This window comes from Kineococcus arenarius subsp. arenarius, assembly GCF_050871845.1.
GTDB lineage: Bacteria > Actinomycetota > Actinomycetes > Actinomycetales > Kineococcaceae > Kineococcus.
On record NZ_JBJLSE010000034.1, the window covers coordinates 1 to 24671 of the forward strand.

Below are 24671 nucleotides of genomic sequence, written 5' to 3' on the forward strand. Positions count from 1 at the left end.
CCGCTCCCGGGAGGGAGCGGGGGTCGCGGCGGGTGTGGTCAGAGGCGGGTGACGCCGCTCGCCTGGGGGCCCTTGGCGCCCTGCGTCACGGTGTACTCCACGCGGTCGTTCTCCTCGAGGCTGCGGAAGCCGCTGCCGTTGATCTCGCTGAAGTGCACGAACACGTCGGCGGACCCGTCCTCGGGGGCGATGAAGCCGTAGCCCTTCTCGCCGTTGAACCACTTCACAGTTCCCTGAGCCATGAGGCCTCCTCAGGTTGGGCGCTCCTCGCGGAGCTCGTCGCCGGGGGGCTGACCAGGTGGAAAGCGGACGACCCTCGAGTTTCGATCCCCGGGGTGTTGTCAGCACATCGAGAACAGCGACTACGCCGACCGTAGCACGCCCCCGAGAGGCGTGCCACCGCTCAGCTGCGCAGCTGCTGGACCGCCGGGCAGGTGAAGTTGTTGCGGGCCGCCAGGCCCATCTCGTTCAGGTACGACACGATCGCCCGGTAGGAACCCAGGAAGGTCGTCTCGGTGTACGTGATGCCGTGCTCGGCGCAGAACTGCTTCACGAAGGGCTGGGCCCGGCGCAGGTTGGGGCGCGGCATGCTGGGGAAGAGGTGGTGCTCCACCTGGAAGTTCAGCCCGCCCATGATGAGGTCGACGAACCAGCCGCCGGAGATGTTGCGGGAGGTCAGGACCTGACGGCGGATGTAGTCCACCTTCTTCTCGCGCGGGATGATCGGCATGCCCACGTGGTTGGGGGCGAAGGCGCCGCCCATGCAGAAGCCGAACGCGGCCATGTGCACGCCGAAGAACGCCAGCGCCTTCCACGGCCCCATCAGCAGCACCGCCGAGGACGCGTAGACCGCCCAGTGCGTCGCGATCAGCGAGGTGTCCACCCAGCGGCGCTTGGTGCGCTTGCCGGTCACCAGCGAGCGGGTGCTCTCGATGTGCAGGACGAAGCCCTCGAAGGCCAGCAGCGGCACGAAGAACAGGCCCTGGTGACGGGTGAACCAGCGCAGCAGGCCGCGGCGGCTGGCGGCGGCCTCCTCGTGGAAGGAGATGACGCCGGACTCGATGTCGCCGTCGATCCCGCGCTGGTTGGGCGCCTGGTGGTGGCGGGTGTGCTTGCCCATCCACCAGCCGTAGCTCAGGCCCGCGACGAGGGCCGCGAAGACGTGCGAGGCCGTCTCGTTGTGGCGGTGCGTGGCGAAGATCTGCCGGTGCGCCGCGTCGTGGCCGAGGAAGGCGAACTGGGTGATGACGACCGCGAGGGCCGCGGCCGGCAGCAGGACCAGCCAGGAGTCGCGCAGCAGGACGGTGCCGGCCGCCACGGCGCCGAAGGCGACGGTGGTGGCGGCGATGCGCGTCCAGTAGGCCCCGCGCCGGCGGCGCATCAGACCCGCTTCCTGGACGAGCGCGGTGAGCTTGCCGTACGGGGTGCTGCTCCGGCGGGGGCCGGATCCGGTGGTGGTGGTCACCGCGGGGTTGGCGGCGGGAGTGCTGGTGCTCATTCGCGTCCTCTCGGGCACGGGCACCGGTGTCCGGGCCGCGCCTGGTGCTGCGGTGCGGTGCGCCCGGGGGGGGGAGGCACAGCTGCGGACCTCTGCGTCTACCTGCAGCGTCCTCAAGAAGTTCAACACGACCGCACCTCTGATCGTTCCCCGGGACCCCGGGCTCCCGGGCTGGAACCCCAGGGTGCCCGATCAGGGGCCGAGCCGCAGCGCGACGAAGGCGACGTCGTCGTCGGTGTCGCCCAGGCGTTCCAGCAGGTGGTCGCACAGGGCCTCCACGTCCGCGGGGGCGTCGGCCAGGGTGCGGGCCAGGCGCGCCAGGCCGGTGCTCAGCGCCTCGCCGCGGCGCTCGACGAGCCCGTCGGTGTAGGCGACGACGGTGGAACCGGGGGCGAGCCGGTGGCTGCCGCCCACGCGGACGGTGGGCTGCACGCCGAGCATGAGGCCGTGCACCCCGTCGAGGGTCGTCACGCGGCCGGAGGGGTCGCGCACCAGCAGCGGCGGGTGGCCCGCGGTGGCGTGCTCGAGCAGCCAGGTGCCGTCCGCGGCGGGGGTGGCGCGCGCGTACGCCAGGGTCGCCATCGTCGTCATGCCCAGGCCGTCGAGCAGCCGGTCGACGCGGTCGAGCACCAGCGACGGGGAGGGGCCGGTGGTGTCCCAGGCGCTGGCGCGCAGCAGACCCCGCAGGTGCCCCATCGCGGCGGCGGCCATGACGTCGTGGCCGACGACGTCCCCGACGGCCAGCCCCACGGCGTCCCCGGGCAGGTCGATGAGCTCGTAGAAGTCGCCGCCGACGCGGGCGCCGGACTCGCTGGCCCGGTAGCGCGCGGCGGCCCGCACACCCGGGATGGCCGGCAGCTGCGGCAGCAGGCTGTTCTGCAGCGTGGCGGCGATGCGGTGCTGCTCCCCGTACAGGCGGGCGTTGTCGATGATCAGCCCGGCGCGGCGGCCGAGGTCGGCGGCGACGTGCAGGTCGTCCTCGGTGTGCCGGGGGCGCTCCGGGCCGCGCACGAGCACCAGCACGTCGTCGCTGCCCTGCCGCCCGGGCAGCGTCACCAGCAGCACCGACGCGGCGCCCAGGGCGTCGCTGAGCTGCAGGACCGAGGGGTCGCCGACCCACGACTCGCGCTCGTGGCGGCGCTCGGCGGCGTCGTAGTCGCTGATGCGCCGCGCGTGCGCCCCGCCCAGCAGGGTGCGCTGCACCGGCCCGGGCGCGAGGGCGGCGAGCCACCGCACGACGTAGCGCTGCAGGTCCTGCGCGCGGGCGGGGTCGCGGTGCCGGGCCGCGACCTCCCCGACCCCGCCGCGCTCGTCCGTGCCCAGCAGCAGGGCCCAGTCCGCCAGGGTCGGCACCACGAGGTCCAGGAGGCGCTGGCGGCACTCGGCCACGTCCAGGGTCACCGCCAGCCGGCTGGTGGCCTCGGCCAGCAGCTCCAGTCGTCGCCGGGACTCCTCGGCGTCGCGGCGGGCGGTCTCGGCCTGGGCGCGGGCCGACTCCGCCTCGGCGCGGGCGCGCTGCTCGGCGGCCAACGCCTGGTCGCGCTCGGCGTCGGCGGCGACCCGGGCGGTGACGTCGGTCTGGATGCCGACGTAGTGGGTGAGCTCGCCGTCGGGGCCGTGCACGGGGCTGAGGGTGAGCTGGTTCCAGAACGCGCTGCCGTCCTTGCGGTGGTTCAGGAGGGTGGCGGTGACCTCCTCGCCGGCCGCGAGCGCCCGACCCACTGCGGCCACCGCGGCCGGGTCGGTGCCCTCGCCCTGCAGGAAGCGGCAGTTGCGGTCGACGGCCTCCTCGAGCGAGTACCCCGTCATCACGGTGAACGCCGGGTTCACCCACACCAGGGGCAGGTCCTCGGCGCGGGCGTCGGCCACGGTGAACGACATCCCGGTGGCCAGCACGGCGCGGTCGCGCACCTGCGCCTGGGCCTGCGCGGCGTCGGCGGCGGCGCGGGCCGCCTCGCGGCGGCTCAGCGGCAGGAAGGCCACCAGGGCGTGGTCGGCGAGGACGGGCGCGCCGAGCATGGGCAGCGCCACCACCCAGAGCGGTTCGCGCTGCCGGCCGAGCTCGCTGACGCGGGCGGCGGAGACGGCCTGCCCGGCCACCGGCAGCGAGCGGGCCACCCGGGACAGCGGGTGGTCGGTGCGCGAGAGGCCGGCGCCGCCCAGGTCGCGCAGGTCCGCGGCGTCGGACCACTGGTCCAGGCCCACCGGAAGGGTCACGCCGGGGGCGAGCTGCTCGGCGACGGGGTTGGCGTGCACGACGGTGCGCGAGGTGAGGTCCACGAGCAGCACGGCCGCCGGGGCACCCCCGGCGACCAGCGAGAGGTCCGTGCCGGAGGTGGCGTGCACCGTGGACCCGCCCGACACCGCGCTCCCCCCGCCGTCCGCGACCCGGCGCCGTGCGCGCCGGGTCAACACCCTAGGCGGGCGGGTGCGGGTGCGCTCGGGACCGCGCCCCCTCCCCGCCCCTCCCCCTCACGGTGATCAAGGTAGTTGCAACTTCCTTGATCACCGCGGGGGTGACGTGGCGTGATGCGACGTGCACGGCCCAGCGGTGGGCACGCCCTACGCTCGGCGGCATGGAGGTCGAGCCGGACGTGGTGGGCGGCGGACCGGGCGGCGGACCGGGCGGCCGGGTCGCCGTGGTGGTCCCGTGCCTGGACGAGGAGGCGGCCGTCGGGGCGGTCGTGGACGGCCTGCGCGCGTCCCTGCCGCACGCCGTCGTGTACGTCTACGACAACGGCAGCAGCGACCGCACCGCCGAGGTCGCCGCCCGGCACGGCGCCGTGGTGCGCTTCGAGCCGCGCCCCGGCAAGGGCAACGTGATCCGCCGCGCGTTCGCGGACGTGGAGGCCGACACGTACGTCCTCATCGACGGCGACGACACCTACGACGCCTCGGCCGCCGGCGACCTCGTGCGCCTGATGGTCGCCGAGGGCCTGGACCACGTCGTCGGCACCCGCCGCCCCGACAGCCTCACCGCGTACCGCCGCGGGCACGCCGCGGGCAACCGGGCCCTGAACTCCGTGGTCTCGCGGGTGTTCGGCACCCCCGTGACGGACATGCTCAGCGGGTACCGGGTGATGTCGCGCCGGTTCGTGAAGTCGTTCCCGGCGATCTCGCGGGGTTTCGAGGTCGAGACCGAGCTGACCGTGCACGCGGTGAACCTGCGCGTGCCGCAGCGGGAGGTCCCGGTGGGGTTCCGCGAGCGCCCGGAAGGCTCGGCCAGCAAGCTGCGCACCTACCGCGACGGGTTCGCGATCCTGCGCTGGATCGCCCGCCTGGCGCACCTGGAGCGGCCGCTGCTGGTGCACTCGGTGCTGGGCGGTCTCGTCGCCGCGGTCTCGCTGGTGCTGGGCCTGCCGGTGGTGTGGGAGTTCCTGCGGACCGGGCTGGTGCCGAAGTTCCCCACCGCGATCCTCGCCTCCGCCCTGATGATGATCGCGGTCCTGGTCGCCGCGGTGGGGGTGATCCTCGACGCGGTGCACCGCGCCTCCGACGAGGCCTCCCGGCTGGCGTACCTGCAGCACCCGTCCCCGCAGCAGCTGGGCGCGCGCACCGGCCACCAGCCGGCCGGGCCGCACCGTTGAGGGCCGTGGCGCGGTTCGCCGCGAAGGCGCTGGTGGGGCTGCTGGCCGTCCAGGCGGTGTTCCTGGGGCTGCTGGTGGCGGCGCAGGCGGTGCCGAACGAGCCGATCGTGCGGCACCTGGCGCAGGCCGTGCAGACCGGCGACTACGGCGCCCCCTACGGCCCCGACGGCGTGGGCGGGCTGGCCGACCGGTTCACCGAGTGCGTCGTGCTGGGGTACGGGGTCAGTTCCGCCGACGACGCGCGCAGCACGTGGTTCCGCGCCACCGGCGGGCCCCGGTTGTCGTCCTGCGAGGACGGCGTGGCCGAGATCGAGGCGCTGGCCGCCGGGGAGTCGGTGGTGCCGCCGGCGACGTACTTCCGCTACTGGAGCGGGTACTCGGTGCTGACGCGACCGGTGCTGGCGCTGACGGACGTGCCGGGGTTGCGGCTGGTCGTGACGGGGGTGTTCACCCTGGCCGCGCTGGGCGCGTTCTGGGCGGTGGCGCGCAGCGCCGGGCGGGTGGCCGCGTTCGCGCTGCTGGTGCCGGTGGCGGCGGCGACGAACGCCGTGGCGATGCCGTCGGCGGCGTTCAGCCACGGCATCGCGCTGGCCGCGGTGGCGGCCGGGGTGGCGCTGACCGCGGTGGCCGCGCGCGGCGGGTGGCGCGGGGCCGCGCTGGGCGCGGCGGGCGCGGGCGCGCTGTTCTGCTACGTCGACCTGCTGACGGTGCCGCCGATGAGCTGGGCGGCGTGCGCGGGCGTGGCCGGGGCGGTCGCGCTGCGCCGGCGCGGCACGCTGCCCGCGACGCTGCGCACCACCGCGGCCGCGGGGGTCGCGTGGCCGGTGGCGTTCGCGTTCACGTGGGTGTCGCGCTGGGCGATCGCGGCGGCGGTGCACGGCCCGGGGATCCTCACCAGCATCGGCGAGGTGAGCCGGTTCCGGCTGGACGGCGGGGACGTCTCGCAGGAGTTCGGCGCCGGCGTGGTGGCCAACTGGACGTGGTGGCTGGAGCACACCCCCACGGCGCGCCCGCTGCTCGTGCTGGCGGCGCTCGCCGTGGTGGTGTGCGCGGTGCTGACCGCCCGTCGCCGGGGCGGGGCGGGCCTGCTGGCCGCGCTGGTGGCGGCGGCACCGGCGCTGGTGGTGCCCGCCTGGTACTGCGTGCTGAGCAACCACTCGCAGATCCACGCGTTCTTCACGTACCGCAGCCTGGCGGCGGCGGTGGGGGTGGTGCTGCTGGCGGCGGTGGTCGCCGCGCACCGGGCGCCGGCGCACGTCACCCGCCGCTCCGAGCCGGCCCCCGCCGCCTGACCCCTTCCCCTCCCCCTCCTCCCGCGGTGATCTTGCACGGTTGAGCTCTCACGCGCGCGGGATACCGCGGGAGGAGGGTTGGGGGTCAGCGGGCGAGGGCGATGGCGTACTCGGTCCAGAAGACGCCGGCGGCCGGGCCGCTGCCGCAGGGCCCGTCGGACTCGCCGACCCGCTTGACCCACAGGTTCGCGTCCTGCCGACTGCCGTCGGCGACCGCGCCGGGGGCGGCTCCGAGCCGGCGGCCGGCGGGGTTGCACCACTCGCCGTTGCTGCCGGCGCCGTTGCGGCTGGTGTCGACGACGTAGCGGGCCCCGCCCAGCTGCGCGGACAGCGCCTCGGCGTAGGTCCGCTCCTGGGCGGTGGTCAGGAAGTTGCTGACGTTGGTGGCGAACCCGCGGGCCTGCTCGACGCCCGCGGCGCGCAGGCGCTGCGCCACCAGCGGCACCTGGGAACCGGTCCAGGCGGAGTTGCCGGCGTCGAGGTAGACGGCGGTGACGCCGGCGTCGCGCAGCTGCTGCACGGCGGTGCGCAGCAGCGCCAGCCTCTCGGCCTCGTCGGTGCACACGCCGGCCTGGGCGATGGCGTCCGGCTCGACGACGACGGCGGTGCGGGTGCCCCGCAGGCCGGCGGCGACCTGGGCGCTCCACGCGGAGTACGTCGAGGCGGTCAGCCCGCCGGCGGAGTGGTTGCCGCAGTCGCGGCCGGGGATGGCGTAGGTGGTGACGACGCCGGTGCGCCCGGCGGCCTGGGCGCGCTGGGCGTAGGCGCGCACGGCGGCGGCGACGGTGGCGGTGCTGTTCCAGTCCCCCACCCACAGGGAGACCCCGCCGCGGGTGATGCGGTCCAGGGCGGCTGCGCCGGCGGGGTCGCCGGCGCGGCGGGCGTCGGCCTCGGCGGCGGAGGTGTAGCCGGGGTCGGCGTAGGGGGCTGCGGCGGCGAAGGGGTTCGGCGCGCTCCAGGGGGAGGCGACCGTCCCGGAGCCGGGGTTCGAGGTCACGGTCCCAGTCGACGCCGGCGTCGTGGCGCTGGGCGTGGGCGTGGGCGAGGAGGTGGCTGTGGGTGCCGCCGCGGTCGTGGTGGTGGCCGTGGTGGCGGCGGTGAGGCCACCGGTGACGGCGACTGCGGCGAGGGCGGCCGCGACGGCGGTCGGGAGGGGGATCGCTGCGGTCCTGCGGGGCTGCGGCACGGGGGTGCTCCTGGCGGGGGGTGGACGGGTCACCGCTCCCGGCGGGAGCGTCGCCTCGCCGCGAGCGGTCCGGAGGTGGGCCGGCCGTCACCCGTCCGAGCTAAGGCCAGTCACCCTCGGTTTCGATTAAACTACTCTAGGTCGACGGCGAGGGAAACCACCGCTTCGTCACAGGTTTCCCATGTGAGCGCCGTGTTTCGTGGTTCCAGCGACGGCCCCGGACCGGGGGCCGCACGAACCTCTGGACGGAACCCTTGCCGAAGAACCAGGGCGCCGCCGTCGAGTACGACTACGCCTCACACGCGCGACTCGCCGGCCCGCTACGCGAACCACCCCCCGGCCCCTACACGGTCCAGTACCAGCGCCTCCTGCGGCGCGACGGGCGACGCCTGCCCGCCGCGGTGCTGCTCACGCTGGCCCTGGTGTTCCAGGTGACCTTCTTCGTGTGGATGCTCCTGCCCTCGCACTGGCCGACCGACACGGGTTCCTGGCTGTACTGGCTGGGGATGGCCCTGGTGGGTTCCGTGGGCCTGGTCGAGTTCATGCGCCTCGTCAACGTGGTCATGCTGGTCCGCACCACCGCAGCGCTGACCGACCCGATCCCGGTCCACCCCGAACCCGGTCGCCGCGTCGCGTTCCTCACCACCATCGTGCCGGGCAAGGAACCCGTCGAGATGGCCGAGGAGACGCTGCTGGCCGCCAAGCGCATCCGCTACGACGGCCCGATGGACGTCTGGCTGCTCGACGAGGGGAACGACCCCGAGGTCCGGGCCATGTGCGAGCGCATCGGCGTGAAGCACTTCTCCCGGCACGGCGTCCCCGAGTGGAACCAGGAGACCGGCCGGCACCGCCGCAAGACCAAGCACGGCAACTACAACGCCTGGTTCGACGCGCACGGGCACGACTACGAGTTCTGGTTCTCGGTCGACACCGACCACGTCCCGCGACCGGACTTCGCCGAGCGCCTCCTGGGTTACTTCCGCGACCCGGACGTGGCGTTCGTCGTCGGCCCGCAGGTCTACGGGCAGAACTACGACAACTTCGTCACCAAGGCCAGCGAGTCCCAGCAGTACCTGTTCCACGGGGTGCTGCAGCGCTCCGCGAACCGGTGGGGCGTGCCGATGTTCGTCGGCACCAACAACGCGGTGCGCCTGTCGGCGCTGCGCGAGATCGGCGGCCTCGCCGACTCCATCACCGAGGACGCCGCGACCTCCCTGGTGTGGCACACCAGCCGCAACCGGCGCACCGGCCGGCGCTGGAAGTCCGTCTACACCCCCGACGTGCTGTCGTCCGGTGAGGGCCCGGCGAACTGGTCGGACTACTTCACCCAGCAGAACCGCTGGTCGCGCGGCACCGACGAGGTGATGGTCCGCACCTACTGGAAGTTCGCCCTGAAGCTCGGCTGGAAGCGCGCGCTGCACTACTTCCTGCTCATGTCGTACTACCCCAGCGCGGCGATCACCTGGGTCCTGGGTGTCCTCAGCCTCTGCGCCTACCTGATCACCGGGGCCAGCGGCGTGCAGGTCGCGGCGAGCACCTGGCTGGTGCTGTACGCCAACGCCGCCGTCATGCAGGCCGGCCTGTACTTCTGGAACCGCCGCTACAACGTCAGCCCGCACGAGGAGGAGGCCAGCACCGGCGCCCTGGGGATGCTGGTGTCGATCTTCTGCGCCCCGATGTACGTCGTCGCGCTCGTCGACGCGATCCGCAACCGCACCGTCCCGTTCGAGGTGACGCCGAAGGGCTCGGAGTCCCTGGGGGACCGCTGGGTCGTGTTCCGCCAGCACATCCTGTGGGGCCTGCTGCTGAGCGGGTGCCTCGTCGCCTCCTTCCCCCTGCACCACGACTACCCGGCCCTGCGGCTGTGGACGCTGCTGGACGTGGCGGTGTGCTTCGCGCCGATCGTGATGTGGAAGGTCGGCGCCTGGTCGCGCCGCCGCAGCGCCGCTCGTCCCGGCACCCCCGTGGCTCTGCCCGCCCAGCAGCGCGCCCTGCCGGTGCGGCAGTCCCCGGCGGTAGCGCACCGGGTCGTCGTCCTGCCGGACACCCGCGCCGCGGAGCGCGTGGAGGTGACCCGGTGAACCGCACCACCTTCCTGAAGCTGCGCAACGCCCTGCTGCTCGGCGCCACCGGAGCGGTGCTCCTGGCCGTGGACGCGTACGGGGTCACCACGTGGCTGCACGCTTCCTGAGGCGGCAGGTGCTCGTGGCGATGGCCGTGGGGGCGCTGGCGGCCTGCTCCGGGACCTCCGGCGACTCCTCGGACGGGAGCACCGCCACCGCCACCGCCACCGCCACCGTGAACCCGCTGGCCGGGACGGAGTTCTACGTCCTGCCGGACTCCCCCGCGGCGGTGCAGGTGGCGCAGTGGACGGCGGAGGGGAACACCGCCGACGCCGAGCAGCTGGCCGTGGTGGCCGAGGCCCCGGTGGCGACCTGGTTCTCCGGTCAGCAGACCGACCCGGCGGCCAGCGCGCAGGAGCTGACGACGGCGGCGCAGGCCGCCGGGCAGGTCCCGGTGATCGTCGCCTACAACATCCCCGGCCGCGACGCCGACTACTACTCCTCCGGCGGGGCCGCCGACACCGACGCCTACGCGGCGTGGGTCGCCGAGGTCGCCGCCGGCATCGGCGACCGGCCCGCGGTGGTGGTCGTGGAACCGGACGCCATCGCCCAGGTGGTGTCCGGCTCCGCGACGGACGTCGATGCGGCCGACCGCTACGCCGCGCTCGCCTCGGCGGTCGGGACGTTCGCGGCCCTGCCGTCCACGACCGTGTACCTGGACGCCGGGAACTCCGACTGGGTGGGCGACCTGGACGCCCTGGCCGACGCCCTGTGGGAGTCCGGCATCGACGACGCCGACGGCTTCGCGCTGAACGTGTCGAACTTCCAGACGACGGAGGACTCCCTCGCCTACGGCGAGGAGCTGTCCGCGTACCTGGACGGGGCGCACTTCGTCGTCGACACCAGCCGCAACGGTGCCGGGGCGACGTCCCGCACCGACGACCCCGAGGCCTGGTGCAACCCGCCCACGGCGCGCATCGGGGTCACCCCCACCACGGCGACCGGCAGCGACCTGGCCGACGCCTACCTGTGGGTGAAGGAACCCGGGACGTCCGACGGCGACTGCCGCGACGGCGCCCCGTCCGCCGGCACCTGGTGGCCCGAGTACGCCCTCGTGCTCACCTCCGGGACCTGACCGGACCACACCGAACCACACCGAACCTCACTGAACCGAACCCCCAAGGAGCACCCACCGTGTCCACCACCCCGCGCAGCGTCCTGGCCGTCGGCTCCCACCCCGACGACATCGAACTCGGCTGCGGCGGCACCCTCGCCCGCCACACCGCCTCCGGTGACCGCGTCACCATGCTCGTCATCACCCACGGCCAGTCGGGACCGGGCGACGTGCGCCGCCGGATCGCCGAGCAGGAGGAGGCCGCCGCCACCCTGGGTGCGGACCTGGTGTGGGGGAACCTGCGCGACGGCGAGGTGTCCAACCACGAGCTGGAGCTGGTGCACCTCATCGAGTCCGTCATCCGCAGCGTCGGCGCCGACGTCGTCTACACGCACGGCGTGGACGACACCCACCAGGACCACCGGGCCGTCGCCCTGGCCACGCTGGGCGCGGCCCGGCACTGCCGGCAGGTCCTCACCTACGAGTCCCCCAGCAGCTTCGGCTTCCGCCCGCACCTGTTCGTGGACATCACCTCCGCGCTGGACAAGAAGACCACCGCCCTGGGGTGCCACCGCAGCCAGGTCGCCGATTCGCGGATGGTGGACCTGGACGTCGTGCGCAACCAGGCCGGCTACCGGGGGTTCCAGTCCCGCATCGGCTGCGCGGAGGGGTTCGTGCCGCACCGCCTCGTGCTGGAGGTGTGACCCCCACGGCTCGGCGGGGTGCGCGGCTTCAGCGCACCCCGCTCATCAGCCGCCGCACCAGCGGGCTCAGGAGCAGCAGCACCGCGCCGATCGCGATGGCGGTGCCGCCGAGGAACCCGAAGTAGGCCCGTTCGGTCTCCGGCGAGTAGTACGCCGCCAGCGTCCCGGCCAGGGCGGTGCCCAGCGCGATGGACAGGTAGAACAGCGCCACCAGCTGCGTGCGGTACACGGCGGGGGCCAGCTTCGTGGTGACGGACAGCCCGACCGGCGACAGGAACAGCTCCGCCAGGGTGAAGACGAGCAGGATGCCGATCAGGCCCAGCAGCGGGGCGCTGCCCGGTCCCCCACCGGCCATCGGCAGGAACAGCAGGAACGCCACCCCCATGAGGGCGGTGCCGACGGCGAACTTCACCGGGGTGGACGGCTGGCGGTTGCCGAGCTTCGTCCACACCGCGGCGAACACCGGTGCCAGGGCGATGATGAAGACCGGGTTGATGGACTGCACCCACGCCACGGGCATCTCCCAGCCGGCGATGGTGCGGTCCAGGCGCTGGTCGGAGTAGACGGTCACCACGGTGAACTGCTGCTGGAACAGGGCCCAGAACATGACGCTGGCCAGGAACAGCGGAATGAACGCCAGCACGCGGCGGCGCTCGGTGGTGCCGACGCGCCGGCTGCCGAGCACCATCGAGAAGTAGAACACCGACGCTACGACGACGAGGGTGGCGACGATCGTGTCGAGGCGGTCGGCGGTCACCACGCCGACCAGGCACAGCACGACGACCACGGCGAGCGCCGCGGCGGTCAGCAGCACGACGCGCCTGCGGCGGTCGGCGGGCAGCGGGTCGGGGACCCGGCGGGCCTGCTCGGGCAGCCGGCGGCGCCCGACGGAGTACTGCACGAGGCCGGCGGCCATGCCGACCGCGGCGAGCCCGAAGCCGTAGTGGAAACCGGCGTTGTCGCGCAGCAGGCCGGTCAGCAGCGGCCCGACGAGGGCGCCGAGGTTGATGCCGAGGTAGAACAGGGAGAACCCGGCGTCGCGCCGCTCGTCGCCCTCCGCGTAGAGGGTCCCGACGATGGTGGTGGCGGTGGCCTTGACGCCGCCGCTGCCGAGGGCGATGAGCACCAGGCCCACCCCGACGCCGAGCAGGCCGGGCAGGACGGCCAGGGCGACGTGACCGGCGAGGACGACGACACCGCTGGCGAACAGGACGCGCTCGGGGCCGACGAGGCGGTCGGCGAGCCACGCACCGGCGATGGTGGAGAGGTACACCGTCCCGCCGTAGGCGCCGACGATGCTCGTGGCGGTGGCCTGGTCGAGGCCGAGGCCGCCCTCGGCCGCGGAGTAGTACAGGTAGATCAGCAGGATGCCCTGCATGCCGTAGAAGGAGAAGCGCTCCCACATCTCCACGCCGAAGATGTTGGCGAGGGCGCGGGGCTGCCCGAAGAACCCGTGGTCGGAGCGTCGTCGCTGCAGGGCCTCGCTCATGGGCGATCAGGATGCTCCTCCCGTCGGAGCCCCGCACCTCGCGGGGGACGAGGAACGGGCGCGCTCAGGGGGCGGTGCGCGGCCCGCCGCCGGCGCGCTTGGCCCGGTACATCGCCTCGTCCGCGGCGCGCAGCAGCCCGGTGACTTCGGTGGCGTGCCGGGGTGCGTGGGCGATGCCGATGCTGGCGCCCGTGCGCACGGCGCGGCCCTCGATCCCGTAGGGCTGCCCGAGCCGCTCGTGGACGGCGCGGGCGAGGTCGGCGGCGTGCGCGGTGGCGGGGCCGGGCAGCGCCACGGCGAGCTCGTCGCCGCCCAGGCGCGCGGCCGTGGCCCCGGCCGGCAGCAGCTCGCGCAGCCTGTCCGCGACCTGCTGGAGCAGGACGTCGCCGGTGTGGTGGCCGAGGGTGTCGTTGACCCGCTTGAAGCCGTCGAGGTCGATGAGCAGCAGCGCCACCCGGCCGTCGCCGGTGACGGGGTCCAGGGCGTCGCCGAGGCACCCCAGCAGGGCGGCCCGGTTGGGCAGGCCGGTGAGCTGGTCGTGGAACGCCCGGTGCTCCAGCTGGCGCAGGTGGGCCCGGTCCAGCTCCCGCAGGCGCGCGTTGTCGACGACCACGGCGCCCTGCAGGGCGAAGCGCTCGGCCAGGGCGCGGTCGGCCGCGGTCCAGGTGCGGCGGCGGGTGACGTCCCCGCAGAGCGCGGTGCCGACGAGGCCCTCGGCGCTCATCAGCGGCAGCGACACGTAGGAGCGCACCCCCAGGGTCTGCACGAACCCGCCGGGGCGCACGGGGGCGGTGGCGACGTCGTCGACGACCTCGGGGCCGCCGGCCGCGGTGGCGCGCCGCCAGGCCGGCGAGTCGCGGGCCAGGCGGCCCACCAGGCTCGCCGCCAGCTGCTGCTCCAGCCCCTCGGGCAGCCCGATGCCCAGGACGTGGGTGACGCGGGTGTCGGGGTCCACGAGCATCACGGCGGTCCGCTCGGTGCCCAGGACGTCGGCGGTGACGGCGGCCAGCAGGCGCCCGGCGGCCTCCACGCTGCTCACCCGCGCCCCCTCCTCGAACAGGCGGCGCACCGCGTCGGTGACGCGGTGCAGCTCGGCCTGCTCGCGGGCGGCGGCCACGTCGCGCAGCGCCACGGCCAGGTGGTGGCCGACCACGGCGCGCACGGCCGGTTCCACGTCCTCCGGGTGGCCGCCGTGCAGGTGCAGCAGCCCCATCTCGGCGCCGCCGTGCCGCAGCGGGACCACCGCGCACTCGCCGGGGACGGGCCCGGGCTCGCCGGCCCGGGCGACGACCACGACCTCGCTCCCCTCGTGGGCGAGCACCTCGGCGCGGCGCACGCCGGAGCGCTGGGCCAGGGCGGCGTGCACGAGGTCCAGCGCGCTGCGCAGGGGGGCGCTCTCCTCGCGGGCGAGCCGCGCCAGCTGCACGGGGAGGTCGTCGGGCGCGTCCACGGCGGTGCGCGTCAACGCGCCGGGTGCGGGTGCTGTCCCCGCGCCCGTCTCGTGGTCCCCCGCCCCGGCACCCCGTCCACATCGGCTCGTACCGCGCCGCGCTTGAGGGGGCGGGGCGTCAGTCCGGGCGGGCTGCACCGGGGTGGGGACCGGGGGGCACCGGGGTCGGCGGTGCGGGGCGGCGGTGCACGGGCGCTCCCTGGCGTCGGGGTCGTCGGGCGCGGCCAGTGTGGCACCGGCCGGTCCCGGCCGCGCGGTCCTGGCGGGTGGGCCGGCGACGCAGAAGAGCCACTGCTTACCGGATCCGATAACCCTATGCTGGGTACCGTGAAGACCCTGCTGGATCCGGACACCCAGGCGGTCACCGGGCTCCTGCGAGCCGCCGTGACCGACAGCGGCTTGTCCCAAGCGGCCTTCGCGCGGGCACTGGGCACCTCCGCGCCGCGCCTGTCGACCTACCTCAGCGGCACCACCTGCCCCTCCGCCCGGTTCTGCGCGCGAGCGAGCCGCCTCGGTCGGGCCCTGAGGGCGGCAGCAGCTCGAGGCCTGATGTCGGCACCGACGACCGCGGCGCTGATGCGCCGACACCTGCTGGCCGGCGAGGTGGAGTGGGTCTGGCGGGCGCTCCTGCAGGGCCGTGACCACCTGACGCTGCTGCTGGCCGAGGAGAGCCGAGCCCTCCAGCCACGTCCTGGCCCGGTCCTCTCCGACTCGTGGGAAGCCATCCCCGGCAGCACCGGAGCGGAAGGGTGGGACGCTCTGCTGGCTGCGGTGACCGCGCACGAGTTCGAGCTCGCCGGCACGGGTGCGCCGTCGTGGACGCGCCGGGAGGCCCTGCAGGAACCGTGGACGCCGGAGCACCCCTTCCTGAGCACCGAGCGGGTCCGGGCTCAAACCCCTGCCTGGCTGCGGCGGTGGAACGTCTACGTCCCCGAGCGCGACCTGACCACCGCGTGACCGTGCACGGTCCTGATCGTGCGGGCGGGCGGCCGCACGAGTTCGACGCGGACCTGATCAGCCGACTGCTCGCAGACCTGGACCGACGACTGCGACAGCGGGGAGCAGCTGCCTCCCTCTTCATCGTCGGCGGTGCTGCGATCGCAGCCAGCGGCATCCGCGGCCGACGCCTCACGGAGGACGTGGACGCGCTCGCTCGCCAGGACGTCAGCGGCATCGTTCTCGCCGAAGCTCGCGCCATCGCTCAGGAAGAGGGGCTCACACCGGACTGGCTCAACCCCGCGGCCGGCATGTGGATGCCACCCCTCCCCCACGGCGTCCTCGATCCACCCCCGACGCCAGGCCTGCGCACCACCTACGCAGATGACGGTTTCCTCTTGGCCACCAAGCTCATCGCCCAGCGCGCCAAAGACGCCGACGACGTCCTGGCGTTGGCCCGCCGACTCGGATTGGGCAGCGCGACCGCGCAGCAACTCGAAGCGCACATCCACCGGTACTACACCGACGCTGAAGCGTTGGCGTTCATCCTCGGTGGTGACGACGTCGAGCGGGAGGTCGAACTGCTCGCGCACGACGCAGCTCGCATGCTCCACCGCCGTGCAGGTAGCGCTTGAGGTGGCGCCCGGCGCTCCTCGACCGGGCCACAGCCCGCCGAGGCGAGCCCGCCGACAGGCCAGGCCCCTGGGGACACGGGCGGACCAGGGCGATCCAGTCACCGGCGACTCACTCCGCGCGCTGCGCCTGCTCGCTCCGGTTCGGGTCGCCGGGGTTGAAGAGCTCCACGGGCGCAGCGCCGTAGCGGGGCGGCTCCGAGGGGGCCAGGGGACCCCGCTCAGCCGCGCACCGTCCCGGCCAGGTCCTCCTCCCCGGCCGGCTCGTCGGCGGGTCCCAGCCCCGCCGCCGGCACGCGCGGCGCGAGGCGGGTGGACAGGGCCGCGAGCACGGCCAGGCCCGCGACGACCCACCAGCCGGAGGCGCCGGCGCTGTCGGCGCCGCGCGCCACGACGTTGGCGACGCCGAGGCGGTCCAGCAGCCAGCCGGCGGCGGCCACGGCCGCGCACACCGCGCCGACGACCCGCACCGGCCGGTACCAGCGGGTGCGGGCCAGCACCACGAAGCACGGCAGGACGAGGGCGACGACGAGCAGCTGCATCAGCTCGATGCCGAGGTTGAACCCGAGCAGGCTCAGCACCAGCTGCCCGGTGGACAGCTCCAGCTCGGCGAGCGTGAAGGAGAACGCCATGCCGTGCACGAGGCCGAAGAGGGCGGCGACGAGCGCCTCGCGGCCGGGGAACAGCGGGCGCAGGGCGTGCACGGCGCCGATGAGGATGCTCAGCGCGATGAACGACTCGATGGGCGCGGTGGGCAGGGTGAACCGGCCCAGGGCGCTGATCGCCAGCGTCGCGGAGTGCCCGACGGTGAACGCCAGGGTGATCCCGGCGATGCGGCGCACCGCGCGGCGACCGCCGGTGGGGGCGGCCCACCTGCCGCGGGCGGCCAGCAGCGGGGCGGGCAGCAGCGGGGCGGGCAGCAGGAGCGTGAGCAGGAACAGCAGGTGGTCGGTGCCGGCGAGGATGTGGTCCGCGCCCAGGCGCAGCATCGCCGTGAAGCCGTTCCAGGCGCTGCCCTCGTCGAGGTCCACCTCCAGGGGGGTGGGGTCGAGGGTGGAGTTGTCGACGGTGATGACGCCGATCTGCTCGGCCTCGTCCCCCTCGCTCACCAGGCCGCCGGCCCAGTCGGTGCGCACGGCGACGACGACGGAGTCGGTGACGACCTCGTGGACGACGAGGTCCGCGGCGAACGTGAAGCGCCGCACGTCGGCCCCGGCGGGCGGGGTCAGCACGGCCTCGCCGACGACCTCGCGGTAGGTGCCGGTGGAGGTCTGCTCCGCCTCGCCGAGGGACAGCTCCCCCACCTGCACGTCCCACGCGGCCCCGTCGGGGGTGGTGGTGGTCAGGTGCGCGGCGAGGTAGGCGCGCAGCTCGTCCTGCTGCGCGGCGAGGACGCCCTCGGCGTCCTCGCCGCGCAGGTCGACGCCGCTGGCCAGGGCCAGGTCGTCGACGGGCACCTGCAGCTCGGCGGTGATCGAGCCCTCGTGGACGTCCAGCTGCACGAGGGTGTTCGGCATGGGGTGCGCCGAGGCGGGCACCGCGCCCGCGACCAGCGCCGCCACGGCGAGCAGGACCGCCGCGAGCAGCGCGGGCAGCGGGCGCCGCCCGGGTTGGGCCGCGGTGCGCATCAGGAGGAGAACTCCCCGCCGTAGTCGCGGACCTTGTCGCGGTAGACGGTGTGGTAGTGGATCTGGTCGGACAGGACGATGCCGTTCTGGCAGACGAACTCGATCCACACGCTGGGCCCGTCGATGCGCACGTAGTCCGCGTGCTCGGTCAGCTCGGTGCCGCCGGACCAGGAGACGTACGTGTCGTCGAGCTCGGACTCGTAGGTGGCCATCAGGTCCTCGGCGACGGCGTCGTCGACGATGCCGACCCAGGAGCGGATGGCGGCCAGCACGAGCTGCTTCTGCTCGTCGGTGAGGTCGCCGACCTTCACGCCGGACTGGGCCTCGGGGAACTGCCCGTCCTCGCCGGGGCCGACGAGGACGTCGGAGAACGTTTCCGTCAGCTCCGCCTGGGCGAGCTCCTCCTCGCTCAGGCTCGCGGTCACGGCCTTCACCGAGTCGGCCATCTCCTGCAGCGGCGCGTAGGTGGTGCCGTCGTCGGCGGTCCACGTGAGGGGCTCGACGCCGACGAAGTAGGGGCTGGCGCCGGAGACCTCGCCGTCGGCGTAGGTGAAGTTCACGGCGAGGTGGTGCCCGCCGAAGTGGAGCATCCAGGTGCCGTCGGCGCCGGGGGTGCCGAGGATCGCCAGGTCGTACAGGCCGCTGCCGTACCCGTCACCACCGCCGCCACCGCCGGGCATCGCCCCGCCGGTGGGCATCCCCGAGGGCCGCGTGCCGTCGGTGGGCATCCCCGAGGGCATCCCCGAGGGCATGGCGCCGTCGGTGGGCATGCCCGTGGGCATCCCGGTGGGCATGGTGCCGCTGCCGGGGCCGCCGCCCTGGCCGGTCTCCTGGAGCTCGTTGAGGTAGTCGTCGGCGGCGCGGATCTCCTCGACCTGCTGGTAACCGGCCTCGCCGCTGCCGGTGGCGGCCTCCAGCAGCTCCTCGGCGAGCACCTGCTGGTCCTCGCTGAGGTCGGCGAGGGGGACCCCGCCGCGGCACTCCTGCCCACACGGCAGGTTCGACCAGGCGGTGGCGTTCTCCTCGGTCATCTCCAGCACGGCCAGGGCCTTCTGGTCGTCGTCGAGGCTGGTGATGAAGGCGTTGGCGGCGTCGGCCACGGCCTGCACGTCGCCGTCGGTGGAGGCGGTGGCGGCCGTGGTGGCGGTGTCCGTCGCGCCGGAGGTGGTGTCGTCGGAGCCGCCGCAGCCGGCGGCGACGAGGCAGACCGCGGCCGCCAGGGACAGCACCGCGGAGGGCTTGCGGAACGCGGCGCGCGCCCGGCCGGTCGTCAGGTCCACGGCGGGCGGTGCGCTGGTCCTCGGCACTGTCGTCTCCTCGCGTCGGGGGCCGTCGGATCCGGCCCCGATCACCGGCCATCGTCGAAATCCGTCACCGTCTGTGCAAATTCGTTCGTGCCGCCGTGACGCAGCCGTGCCGCGGCTGAGCCGTACCGGTGATCCCCGGGACTGCACACTCTCTGTCACGAACACCCATCACGCCGGGTGAGGATTCGGTAGTGTCGTCGTGTCGCAGCGTCGCCCCGGTCGAGTTCCGTCGGTGATCCCGCGGTGCACGCGGGGCCGACGCCCGGGGAGCGCCGGCGGGGGGACCGCGTGAGGGCCGATCGAGGCGCCCGGCGGTGCCGGCCACGGGTGTGCGCGTGCAGACCGACGAGGAGTGCGGGCGAGCACCGCACGCCGCTCAGGAGGACCGTGACTCTGCGATCGTCTGCACGCGCCCGCTGGTCGACGCTGCTCGCGCTGGGCGTGGTCGCGGTGTGCGCGGTGGGAGCCCTCGCCCTGAGCGCGGGCGGGTCGGTGACGCTGGTGCAGAGCGTGCTGGCCGTGGTCGCGGTCGGTGCGCTGGTGCTGCGGGCGGTGCGGGTGCGCGCCGAACGGACCGTGTGGGTGCTGTTCGCCGCGGGCGCGAGCCTGCCCGCGGTGGCGAACGTGGCGCTGCTGTGGTCCAGCCGGGGCGTCCCGGCGGTGCGGTTCCGGGCGGCGGACGCGCACCCGGTGCTGGCGCTGGGTGCGCTGGCGAGCTACCTGCTGCTGTACGCCGCTCAGGTGCGGTGGTTGCGCGAGCGGCAGCAGCACCCGGTGCCGGGCGCGTGGGCGACGGCGCTGTTCACCGTCCTGACGTGCGCGACGCTCAGCGCGGCGACCCTGGCGCCGTGGCTGGGCCAGCGGGCGGGTTTCGGGACGGCAGCCGCGAACGCGGTGGCCGGGCGGCCGCTGCTGGACCTGCTGCTCGTGGTCGCCGCCGTCGTCCACGGCGTGCAGGTGGGCTGGCGCCGCGACCGCCGCCTGGCGTGGACGGTCGCCGCGTTCGCCTCGCTGCTGGCCTCCGACGTGCTGCGGGTCGTGCGGGACGGCGGCGCCCTGCGGGCGTCCGCCGTCCAGGGGGGGATCGACGCGTTCGCCCTGGTGGCGCTGCTGGTCTCGGCGGTGGTGGCGTGGCTGCCGCCGGTGCTGTGGGAGGAGAAGGTCGTCACCCGCCGGCCGGTGCTCGTCAGCCCGGCCGTCGCCCTGGCCGCGGCCACCGGGGTGCTGCTGTGGGACCGCCACCTGCCCCTGCCGCCGGTGGCGGTGCACCTGGCCGGGATCGTCCTGGTGGGGGTGGCGGTGAACCTCGTCGTGGTGGCGCGGCAGGTGATGGACCTGGCGGACCGTCACCGGCTGGCGCTCACCGACCCCCTGACCGGCCTGGGCACGCCGCGCACCCTGCTGCAGCACCTGGAGGCGACCGGCGGTGGTGGGCGGCAGCGGCTGGCGGTGCTGGTCGTCGACCTGCACCGCTTCCAGGACGTCAACGAGCACTTCGGTCACGACCACGGCAACGACCTGCTGCGCCAGGTCGCCACGCGCCTGCTGCGCCACGCGCCCGCGGGGGCGGTGGTGGTGCGCGTGGGTGGGGACGACTTCTGCCTGCTCCTGCCCGGCTCCGGGGAGCAGGAGGCCCGGGAGCGGGCGGAGGCGGTGCGGGCCGTGCTCGCCGCGCCCTTCACCCTCGCGGGGCACCCGGTGCACGTGGGTTCGCACCTCGGCATCGCGACGTGGCCGTTCGCGCAGGTGGTGCGGACGGCCGCCGACGACGGGACGGCGGGCGCGTGGGCGTCGCGGGAGTGGGTGGAACTGATGCGCCGGGCGGGGGTGGCCGTGCACACCGCGCAGGGCCGCGAGGACCGCGTCGCGGTGTACGACTGCGCTGCGGACCGCGCCGACCGGGACCGGTTGCGGCTGGCGCATGAGCTGCGGGTCGGCATCGACGCCGGGGAGCTGACCGTCCACTACCAGCCGCAGGTCGACCTGCGCACCGGCGCCGCCGTCGGCATGGAGGCCCTGGTGCGCTGGCAGCACCCGCACCGCGGTTTGCTGGCCCCGGCCGCGTTCCTGGAGGTCGCCGAGGACCACGGGCTGATGGAGCAGCTGACCACCGCGGTGCTGCACCAGGCGGTGCGCGAAGCCGCCGGCTGGCACGCCACCGGGCACCGGCTGCGCATCGCGGTGAACCTGGCCGCCGGCTCCCTGGTCGGCCCGGCCCTGCGCCCCCTCGTGGACGACGCGCTGACCGGCACCGGCCTGGACCCCGCGGCGCTGGTGCTGGAGATCACCGAGACGACGCTGATGCTGGACCCGCAGCGCAGCCGCGCCACGATCGAGGAGCTCATCGGCCTGGGCGTGGCCGTCAGCATCGACGACTACGGCACCGGGTACTCCAGCCTGGCGTACCTGCAGGACCTGCCGGCCGTGGAGCTGAAGCTGGACCGCTCCTTCACCTCCCGCCTGGGCAGCGACCCGCGCACCGCGGCGATCATCGCCAGCACCGCCGACCTCGCACACAGCCTCGGGCTGCGCCTGCTCGTGGAGGGCGTGGAGGACGCCACCACCCTGGAACGCCTCAAGGCGTTCGGGGTGGACGAGACGCAGGGGTACCACCACGCGCGGCCCATGCCGGCGCACGAGGTGATCGGGTGGCTGGAGGGGCGCGGGACGGCGCCCGCCCACCCGGCGACGAACCTCTCCCCCTTCCCGTTGCAGAGAGCTCGCAGGCACCCCGGGACGCTCTTCGTGCGAGGTCCTTCCACGTGAAGAGGTCCAGGACACTCCACCCGACGACGTCAGTGCTCACGACGCTCGGCGCCCAGGTCGCCGAGGCCCGTCGTGAGCACGGCCGGAGCGCCGCGGACCTGTCCCGTGGTCGAGGCGGAGGGCCTCCGATGCTGCTCGCCGCGGGTCGGGTCAGGAGACGGTGACCTGCCGGGTCGTCCACCCGTAGGCCATGGAGCCGCGCTGGTAGTCCTGGCGCACCCCGCCGGGCACGGCGTACTCGGCGCTGACGGGGTAGCCGAGGCGGGAGTTCTCCCAGCCGAGGGCGGCGTAGCGGTCACCGATGGCGCCCTTCACCTCGTGCGCGCCCGTCCCGGCCGTCCAGTACACGAGCCCGTCCTGGTACCGCTGGACGACGCCGCCGTCCCTGATGGGGATCTCCCCGCTGGTCGGGTACCCCAGGCCGGAGTTCTCCCAGCCGAGGGCGGCGTACCGGCCGCCGATGGCGCCCTTCACCTCGTGCGCGCCCGTCCCGGCCGTCCAGTACACGAGCCCGCCCTGGAAGCGCTGCACCACACCGGCGTCCTTGATGCGGATCTCCCCGCTGGTCGGGTACCCCAGGCCGGAGTTCTCCCAGCCCCCGCCGGCGTACAGCTGCTGCACCGCACCGGTGACGACGTGCGCCCCGGTGGCGGGCGTCCAGTAGATGAGGCCGTTCTCGAAGCGCTGCACGCGCCCGCCGTCGCGGACGGGGAACTCCTCCCCGTCGGGCAGGCCGATGCGGCCGGCAGCGGCACCGGTCGCGTCGTAGGCGCCCTGGATGGCCCCCTTGACGACGGCGGAGCGGCCACCCACGCCGCTGTACGTGGTGGAACCGTCCGCGTTCCGCACCGGCGTGCCGGGCACGGGGGTCGGGGTGGGCTTGGGCGTCGAGGTGGGCGTCGGCGTGCGGGTGGGCGTCGGCGTGCGAGTGGCCGTCGGCTTCGGAGTGGCCGTCGGCTCGGTGGTCGGGGATGTGACCGGGGTCGGAACCGTCGTGGGAGTGGCGACGGGTACCGGCGCCGGCGTGACGACAGGCGTGGTGACCGGCGTGGTGACCGGCGTGGTGACCGGCGCCGTGTAGGCGACGGGATCGCTGGGGGCACTGGCGGAGCCGGTGCCCTTGGTGTTCGTGGCCCGGACCGTGAACGTGTAGGGCGCCCCCTCGGCGAGGGTGAACTCGGCGGACGTGCCGGTCACGGTCCTCGCCGGCTGGGCGACACCGCCCTTGGCGGGGGTGACCGTGTACCCGGTGACGGCGGACCCGTTGCCCGAGGGAGCTCGCCACGCGACGGTCGCGACAGGACCGTCGAGCGTGGCGGTCACCCCGGTCGGCGCGGCGGGGACGCCGGCGACGAGGAGGGGCGAGGATGCGGCGGATTCGGCGCCGTACCCGGCTTCGTTCTTCGCCTTGACGGTGAAGGTGTAGGTGGTTCCGTCGTCCAGGCCGGTGAAGTTCACGGTCGTGCTCGGCGCGGTGACGGTCTGCGCCTTGTCAGTGAGGGGTGCGCCGTCGACGTAGGGCGTGACGGTGTACTCGGTGACGGTTCCGCCGTTCGCGGCGCCGGGGGTCCAGCTGACCGTGGCGGCACCGCTGCCGGTGGAGGTGGCGGTGACGCCGGTGGGCGCGGCCGGGGCCACCGCACCGATGGTGATCTGCACGGTCGCGGCGGCGCCGTCGTTCGAGAGGGTCGTGACGCGCAGCCGGCCGCTGGCGGAGGTCAACGTCTTCCCGGCCGGGACGGTCCAGTCGAAGTCGTCGAGGTTTCCGGTGGGGCTGCCGTCGAGCACGACGGAACCGCCGTCGCTCAGGTCGCGCTTGGTGACGCGGACGCCCTTGACGGGCCGACGCCAGTCCGAGGCCGCGAGGTTGTCGCCCGTGCTGTCACCGCGCAGTTCGACGTAGTAGCTGACGCCGCCGTCGACGACCTCCAGGCCGTGGGTGCCACCGGGGGCCACGGGCAGGGCCTTGAGGGTGTGGGTGCCGGACTCGGTGACGGTCTGGATGCCGCCGGGCTGGATGCCGAGGTCGTCCTGGCCGGCGACCCCGAGGTTGCCGCGACCGATGGTGGGACCGGAGTAGGACATCACGTCGAACAGGTCGCCGTAGGAGACCCACCGAGCTCCGCTGTACCCGCCGCTGTAGGCGATGTCGCTCAGGGTGGGGTGGTAGACGGCGTTGGCGTGGCCGAGGCCGATGTTGTGCCCGAGCTCGTGGGCCCACAGCGACGACTCGAGGTCCGTGACGTACAGCTCGCCGGTCGAGTCGACGTCGGCGCCGACCGTGCCTAGGCCGTAGCTGCACCCTCCTGCCCTGTGCGCGTTGGAGGGGACGACCACGACGAGGTGCTCGCGTGCGCCGCGCGTGAAGCCGGCCTTCTCGGCGGCCTCCCCCCACATGCTCTGGAACTTGTCGCAGCCGTACTGCGACTGGTACCACGGCACGACGGAGGCGGCGACCGTGAAGGTGATCGCACCGCCGGTCTGGAGGCTCCAGTAGGCGGACGCCTGAGCGAGCGAGTTCTCGACCTGCTGCACGGTGAAGGGCGCGGCGTCCTGGGTGACGCCCGCGGGGATGGCCATGGCGATGCGCACGGTGTGCGGGGTGGTGGCGCTGGCCACGGTCCCCGGCGCCGGGGCGTCGCTCGCGGCGGCGACGTGGCTGACGCTGAGGACGTCGAGGTCCTCGGCGTCGGCGTCGGCGACGCGGACGACCACGTCGGTGCCGCTGGGCAGGGCCTCGATGCGCGGGTGGTCGACGCTCTTGAGCTCTCCGTCGCCGGTGTCGAGGAAGGTGGCGATCTCGTCCTCGTGCTCGTGCCCGTCCTCGGGACGGGCTCCTTCGGCGTGCTCACCGAGCCCGGTGTCGGTGGCGACCTGGACGACCTCAGCGGAGAGGTACTCCCCCGTGCTCGTGGCGGCGGACGCCGGGGTCACCAGCGCCAGGGCGGGAGCGACGGCGAGCAGCCACGCCCACGTGCGGGCAGTGCGGGACATGCGGTTCTCCTCGGGCGGCAGGGCG

The 24671-nt window shown here is 74.5% G+C and carries 17 protein-coding genes; 8 read left to right on the forward strand and 9 right to left on the reverse strand.

The features are described 5' to 3' along the window. Positions 1 to 38: 38 nt before the first annotated feature. From ACRYM0_RS10295 to ACRYM0_RS10305, 3 genes are all read right to left on the reverse strand, one after another. Complete coding sequence (locus ACRYM0_RS10295; protein ID WP_432483267.1) at positions 39 to 242, reverse strand: cold-shock protein; 204 nt, start codon at positions 240 to 242, stop codon at positions 39 to 41. Positions 243 to 403: 161 nt separating this feature from the next. After that, positions 404 to 1498: a fatty acid desaturase family protein gene (locus ACRYM0_RS10300; RefSeq protein ID WP_432504722.1), complete on the reverse strand. Its 1095-nt coding sequence runs from the start codon at positions 1496 to 1498 to the stop codon at positions 404 to 406. 192 nt (positions 1499 to 1690) lie between these two features. Continuing rightward, entirely contained in the window at positions 1691 to 3862 is a 2172-nt protein-coding gene (locus ACRYM0_RS10305; RefSeq protein ID WP_432504725.1) for a PP2C family protein-serine/threonine phosphatase, read from the reverse strand. Between the two features lie 212 nt (positions 3863 to 4074). Between ACRYM0_RS10305 and ACRYM0_RS10310 the strand changes: the two genes are divergently transcribed. Together ACRYM0_RS10310 and ACRYM0_RS10315 are read left to right on the forward strand one after the other, a co-directional pair. Then, positions 4075 to 5085, forward strand: a complete 1011-nt coding sequence (locus ACRYM0_RS10310) for a glycosyltransferase (RefSeq protein WP_432504727.1) — start codon at positions 4075 to 4077, stop codon at positions 5083 to 5085. Positions 5086 to 5090: 5 nt separating this feature from the next. After that, the gene (locus tag ACRYM0_RS10315; RefSeq protein ID WP_432504729.1) at positions 5091 to 6377 is read left to right on the forward strand and encodes a hypothetical protein; all 1287 of its coding nucleotides are present in this window, start codon (positions 5091 to 5093) and stop codon (positions 6375 to 6377) included. A gap of 85 nt (positions 6378 to 6462) precedes the next feature. On the opposite strand, the gene ACRYM0_RS10320 is transcribed toward ACRYM0_RS10315, so the two are convergent. Further along, a complete protein-coding gene (locus ACRYM0_RS10320; protein ID WP_432504732.1) occupies positions 6463 to 7563 on the reverse strand; it encodes a glycoside hydrolase family 6 protein in 1101 nt (366 codons plus the stop codon). 254 nt (positions 7564 to 7817) lie between these two features. On the opposite strand from ACRYM0_RS10320, the gene ACRYM0_RS10325 reads away from it, so the two are divergent. The 3 genes from ACRYM0_RS10325 (at position 7818) to ACRYM0_RS10335 (ending at position 11444) form a co-directional block, all read left to right on the forward strand. Continuing rightward, positions 7818 to 9644: a glycosyltransferase family 2 protein gene (locus ACRYM0_RS10325; protein ID WP_432504735.1), complete on the forward strand. Its 1827-nt coding sequence runs from the start codon at positions 7818 to 7820 to the stop codon at positions 9642 to 9644. Between the two features lie 91 nt (positions 9645 to 9735). Next, positions 9736 to 10761 carry a glycoside hydrolase family 6 protein gene (locus ACRYM0_RS10330; RefSeq protein WP_432504737.1) on the forward strand — a complete coding sequence of 342 codons (1026 nt, stop codon included), beginning with the start codon at positions 9736 to 9738 and terminating at the stop codon, positions 10759 to 10761. Between the two features lie 59 nt (positions 10762 to 10820). Continuing rightward, a complete protein-coding gene (locus ACRYM0_RS10335) occupies positions 10821 to 11444 on the forward strand; it encodes a PIG-L deacetylase family protein (RefSeq protein ID WP_432504739.1) in 624 nt (207 codons plus the stop codon). 28 nt (positions 11445 to 11472) lie between these two features. On the opposite strand, the gene ACRYM0_RS10340 is transcribed toward ACRYM0_RS10335, so the two are convergent. Continuing rightward, positions 11473 to 12933 carry a peptide MFS transporter gene (locus tag ACRYM0_RS10340; protein WP_432504741.1) on the reverse strand — a complete coding sequence of 487 codons (1461 nt, stop codon included), beginning with the start codon at positions 12931 to 12933 and terminating at the stop codon, positions 11473 to 11475. Between the two features lie 64 nt (positions 12934 to 12997). Continuing rightward, complete coding sequence (locus ACRYM0_RS10345; RefSeq protein WP_432504743.1) at positions 12998 to 14383, reverse strand: diguanylate cyclase domain-containing protein; 1386 nt, start codon at positions 14381 to 14383, stop codon at positions 12998 to 13000. Between the two features lie 327 nt (positions 14384 to 14710). Between ACRYM0_RS10345 and ACRYM0_RS10350 the strand changes: the two genes are divergently transcribed. Together ACRYM0_RS10350 and ACRYM0_RS10355 are read left to right on the forward strand one after the other, a co-directional pair. Beyond that, complete coding sequence (locus ACRYM0_RS10350) at positions 14711 to 15340, forward strand: helix-turn-helix domain-containing protein (protein ID WP_432504745.1); 630 nt, start codon at positions 14711 to 14713, stop codon at positions 15338 to 15340. Then, positions 15337 to 15954, forward strand: a complete 618-nt coding sequence (locus tag ACRYM0_RS10355) for a hypothetical protein (protein WP_432504747.1) — start codon at positions 15337 to 15339, stop codon at positions 15952 to 15954. The genes ACRYM0_RS10350 and ACRYM0_RS10355 overlap by 4 nt, the downstream gene beginning before the upstream one ends. A 218-nt stretch (positions 15955 to 16172) precedes the next feature. On the opposite strand, the gene ACRYM0_RS10360 is transcribed toward ACRYM0_RS10355, so the two are convergent. Both ACRYM0_RS10360 and ACRYM0_RS10365 read right to left on the reverse strand, forming a co-directional pair. Next, entirely contained in the window at positions 16173 to 17579 is a 1407-nt protein-coding gene (locus tag ACRYM0_RS10360; RefSeq protein WP_432504749.1) for a HupE/UreJ family protein, read from the reverse strand. Further along, a complete protein-coding gene (locus ACRYM0_RS10365) occupies positions 17579 to 18886 on the reverse strand; it encodes a DUF3500 domain-containing protein (RefSeq protein ID WP_432504751.1) in 1308 nt (435 codons plus the stop codon). The genes ACRYM0_RS10360 and ACRYM0_RS10365 overlap by 1 nt, the downstream gene beginning before the upstream one ends. Before the next feature lie 387 nt (positions 18887 to 19273). Between ACRYM0_RS10365 and ACRYM0_RS10370 the strand changes: the two genes are divergently transcribed. Further along, positions 19274 to 21652, forward strand: coding sequence for a putative bifunctional diguanylate cyclase/phosphodiesterase (locus ACRYM0_RS10370; RefSeq protein ID WP_432504754.1), 2379 nt, complete (start codon positions 19274 to 19276; stop codon positions 21650 to 21652). Positions 21653 to 21802: 150 nt separating this feature from the next. On the opposite strand, the gene ACRYM0_RS10375 is transcribed toward ACRYM0_RS10370, so the two are convergent. Next, complete coding sequence (locus tag ACRYM0_RS10375) at positions 21803 to 24646, reverse strand: fibronectin type III domain-containing protein (protein ID WP_432504756.1); 2844 nt, start codon at positions 24644 to 24646, stop codon at positions 21803 to 21805. Positions 24647 to 24671 lie beyond the last annotated feature (25 nt).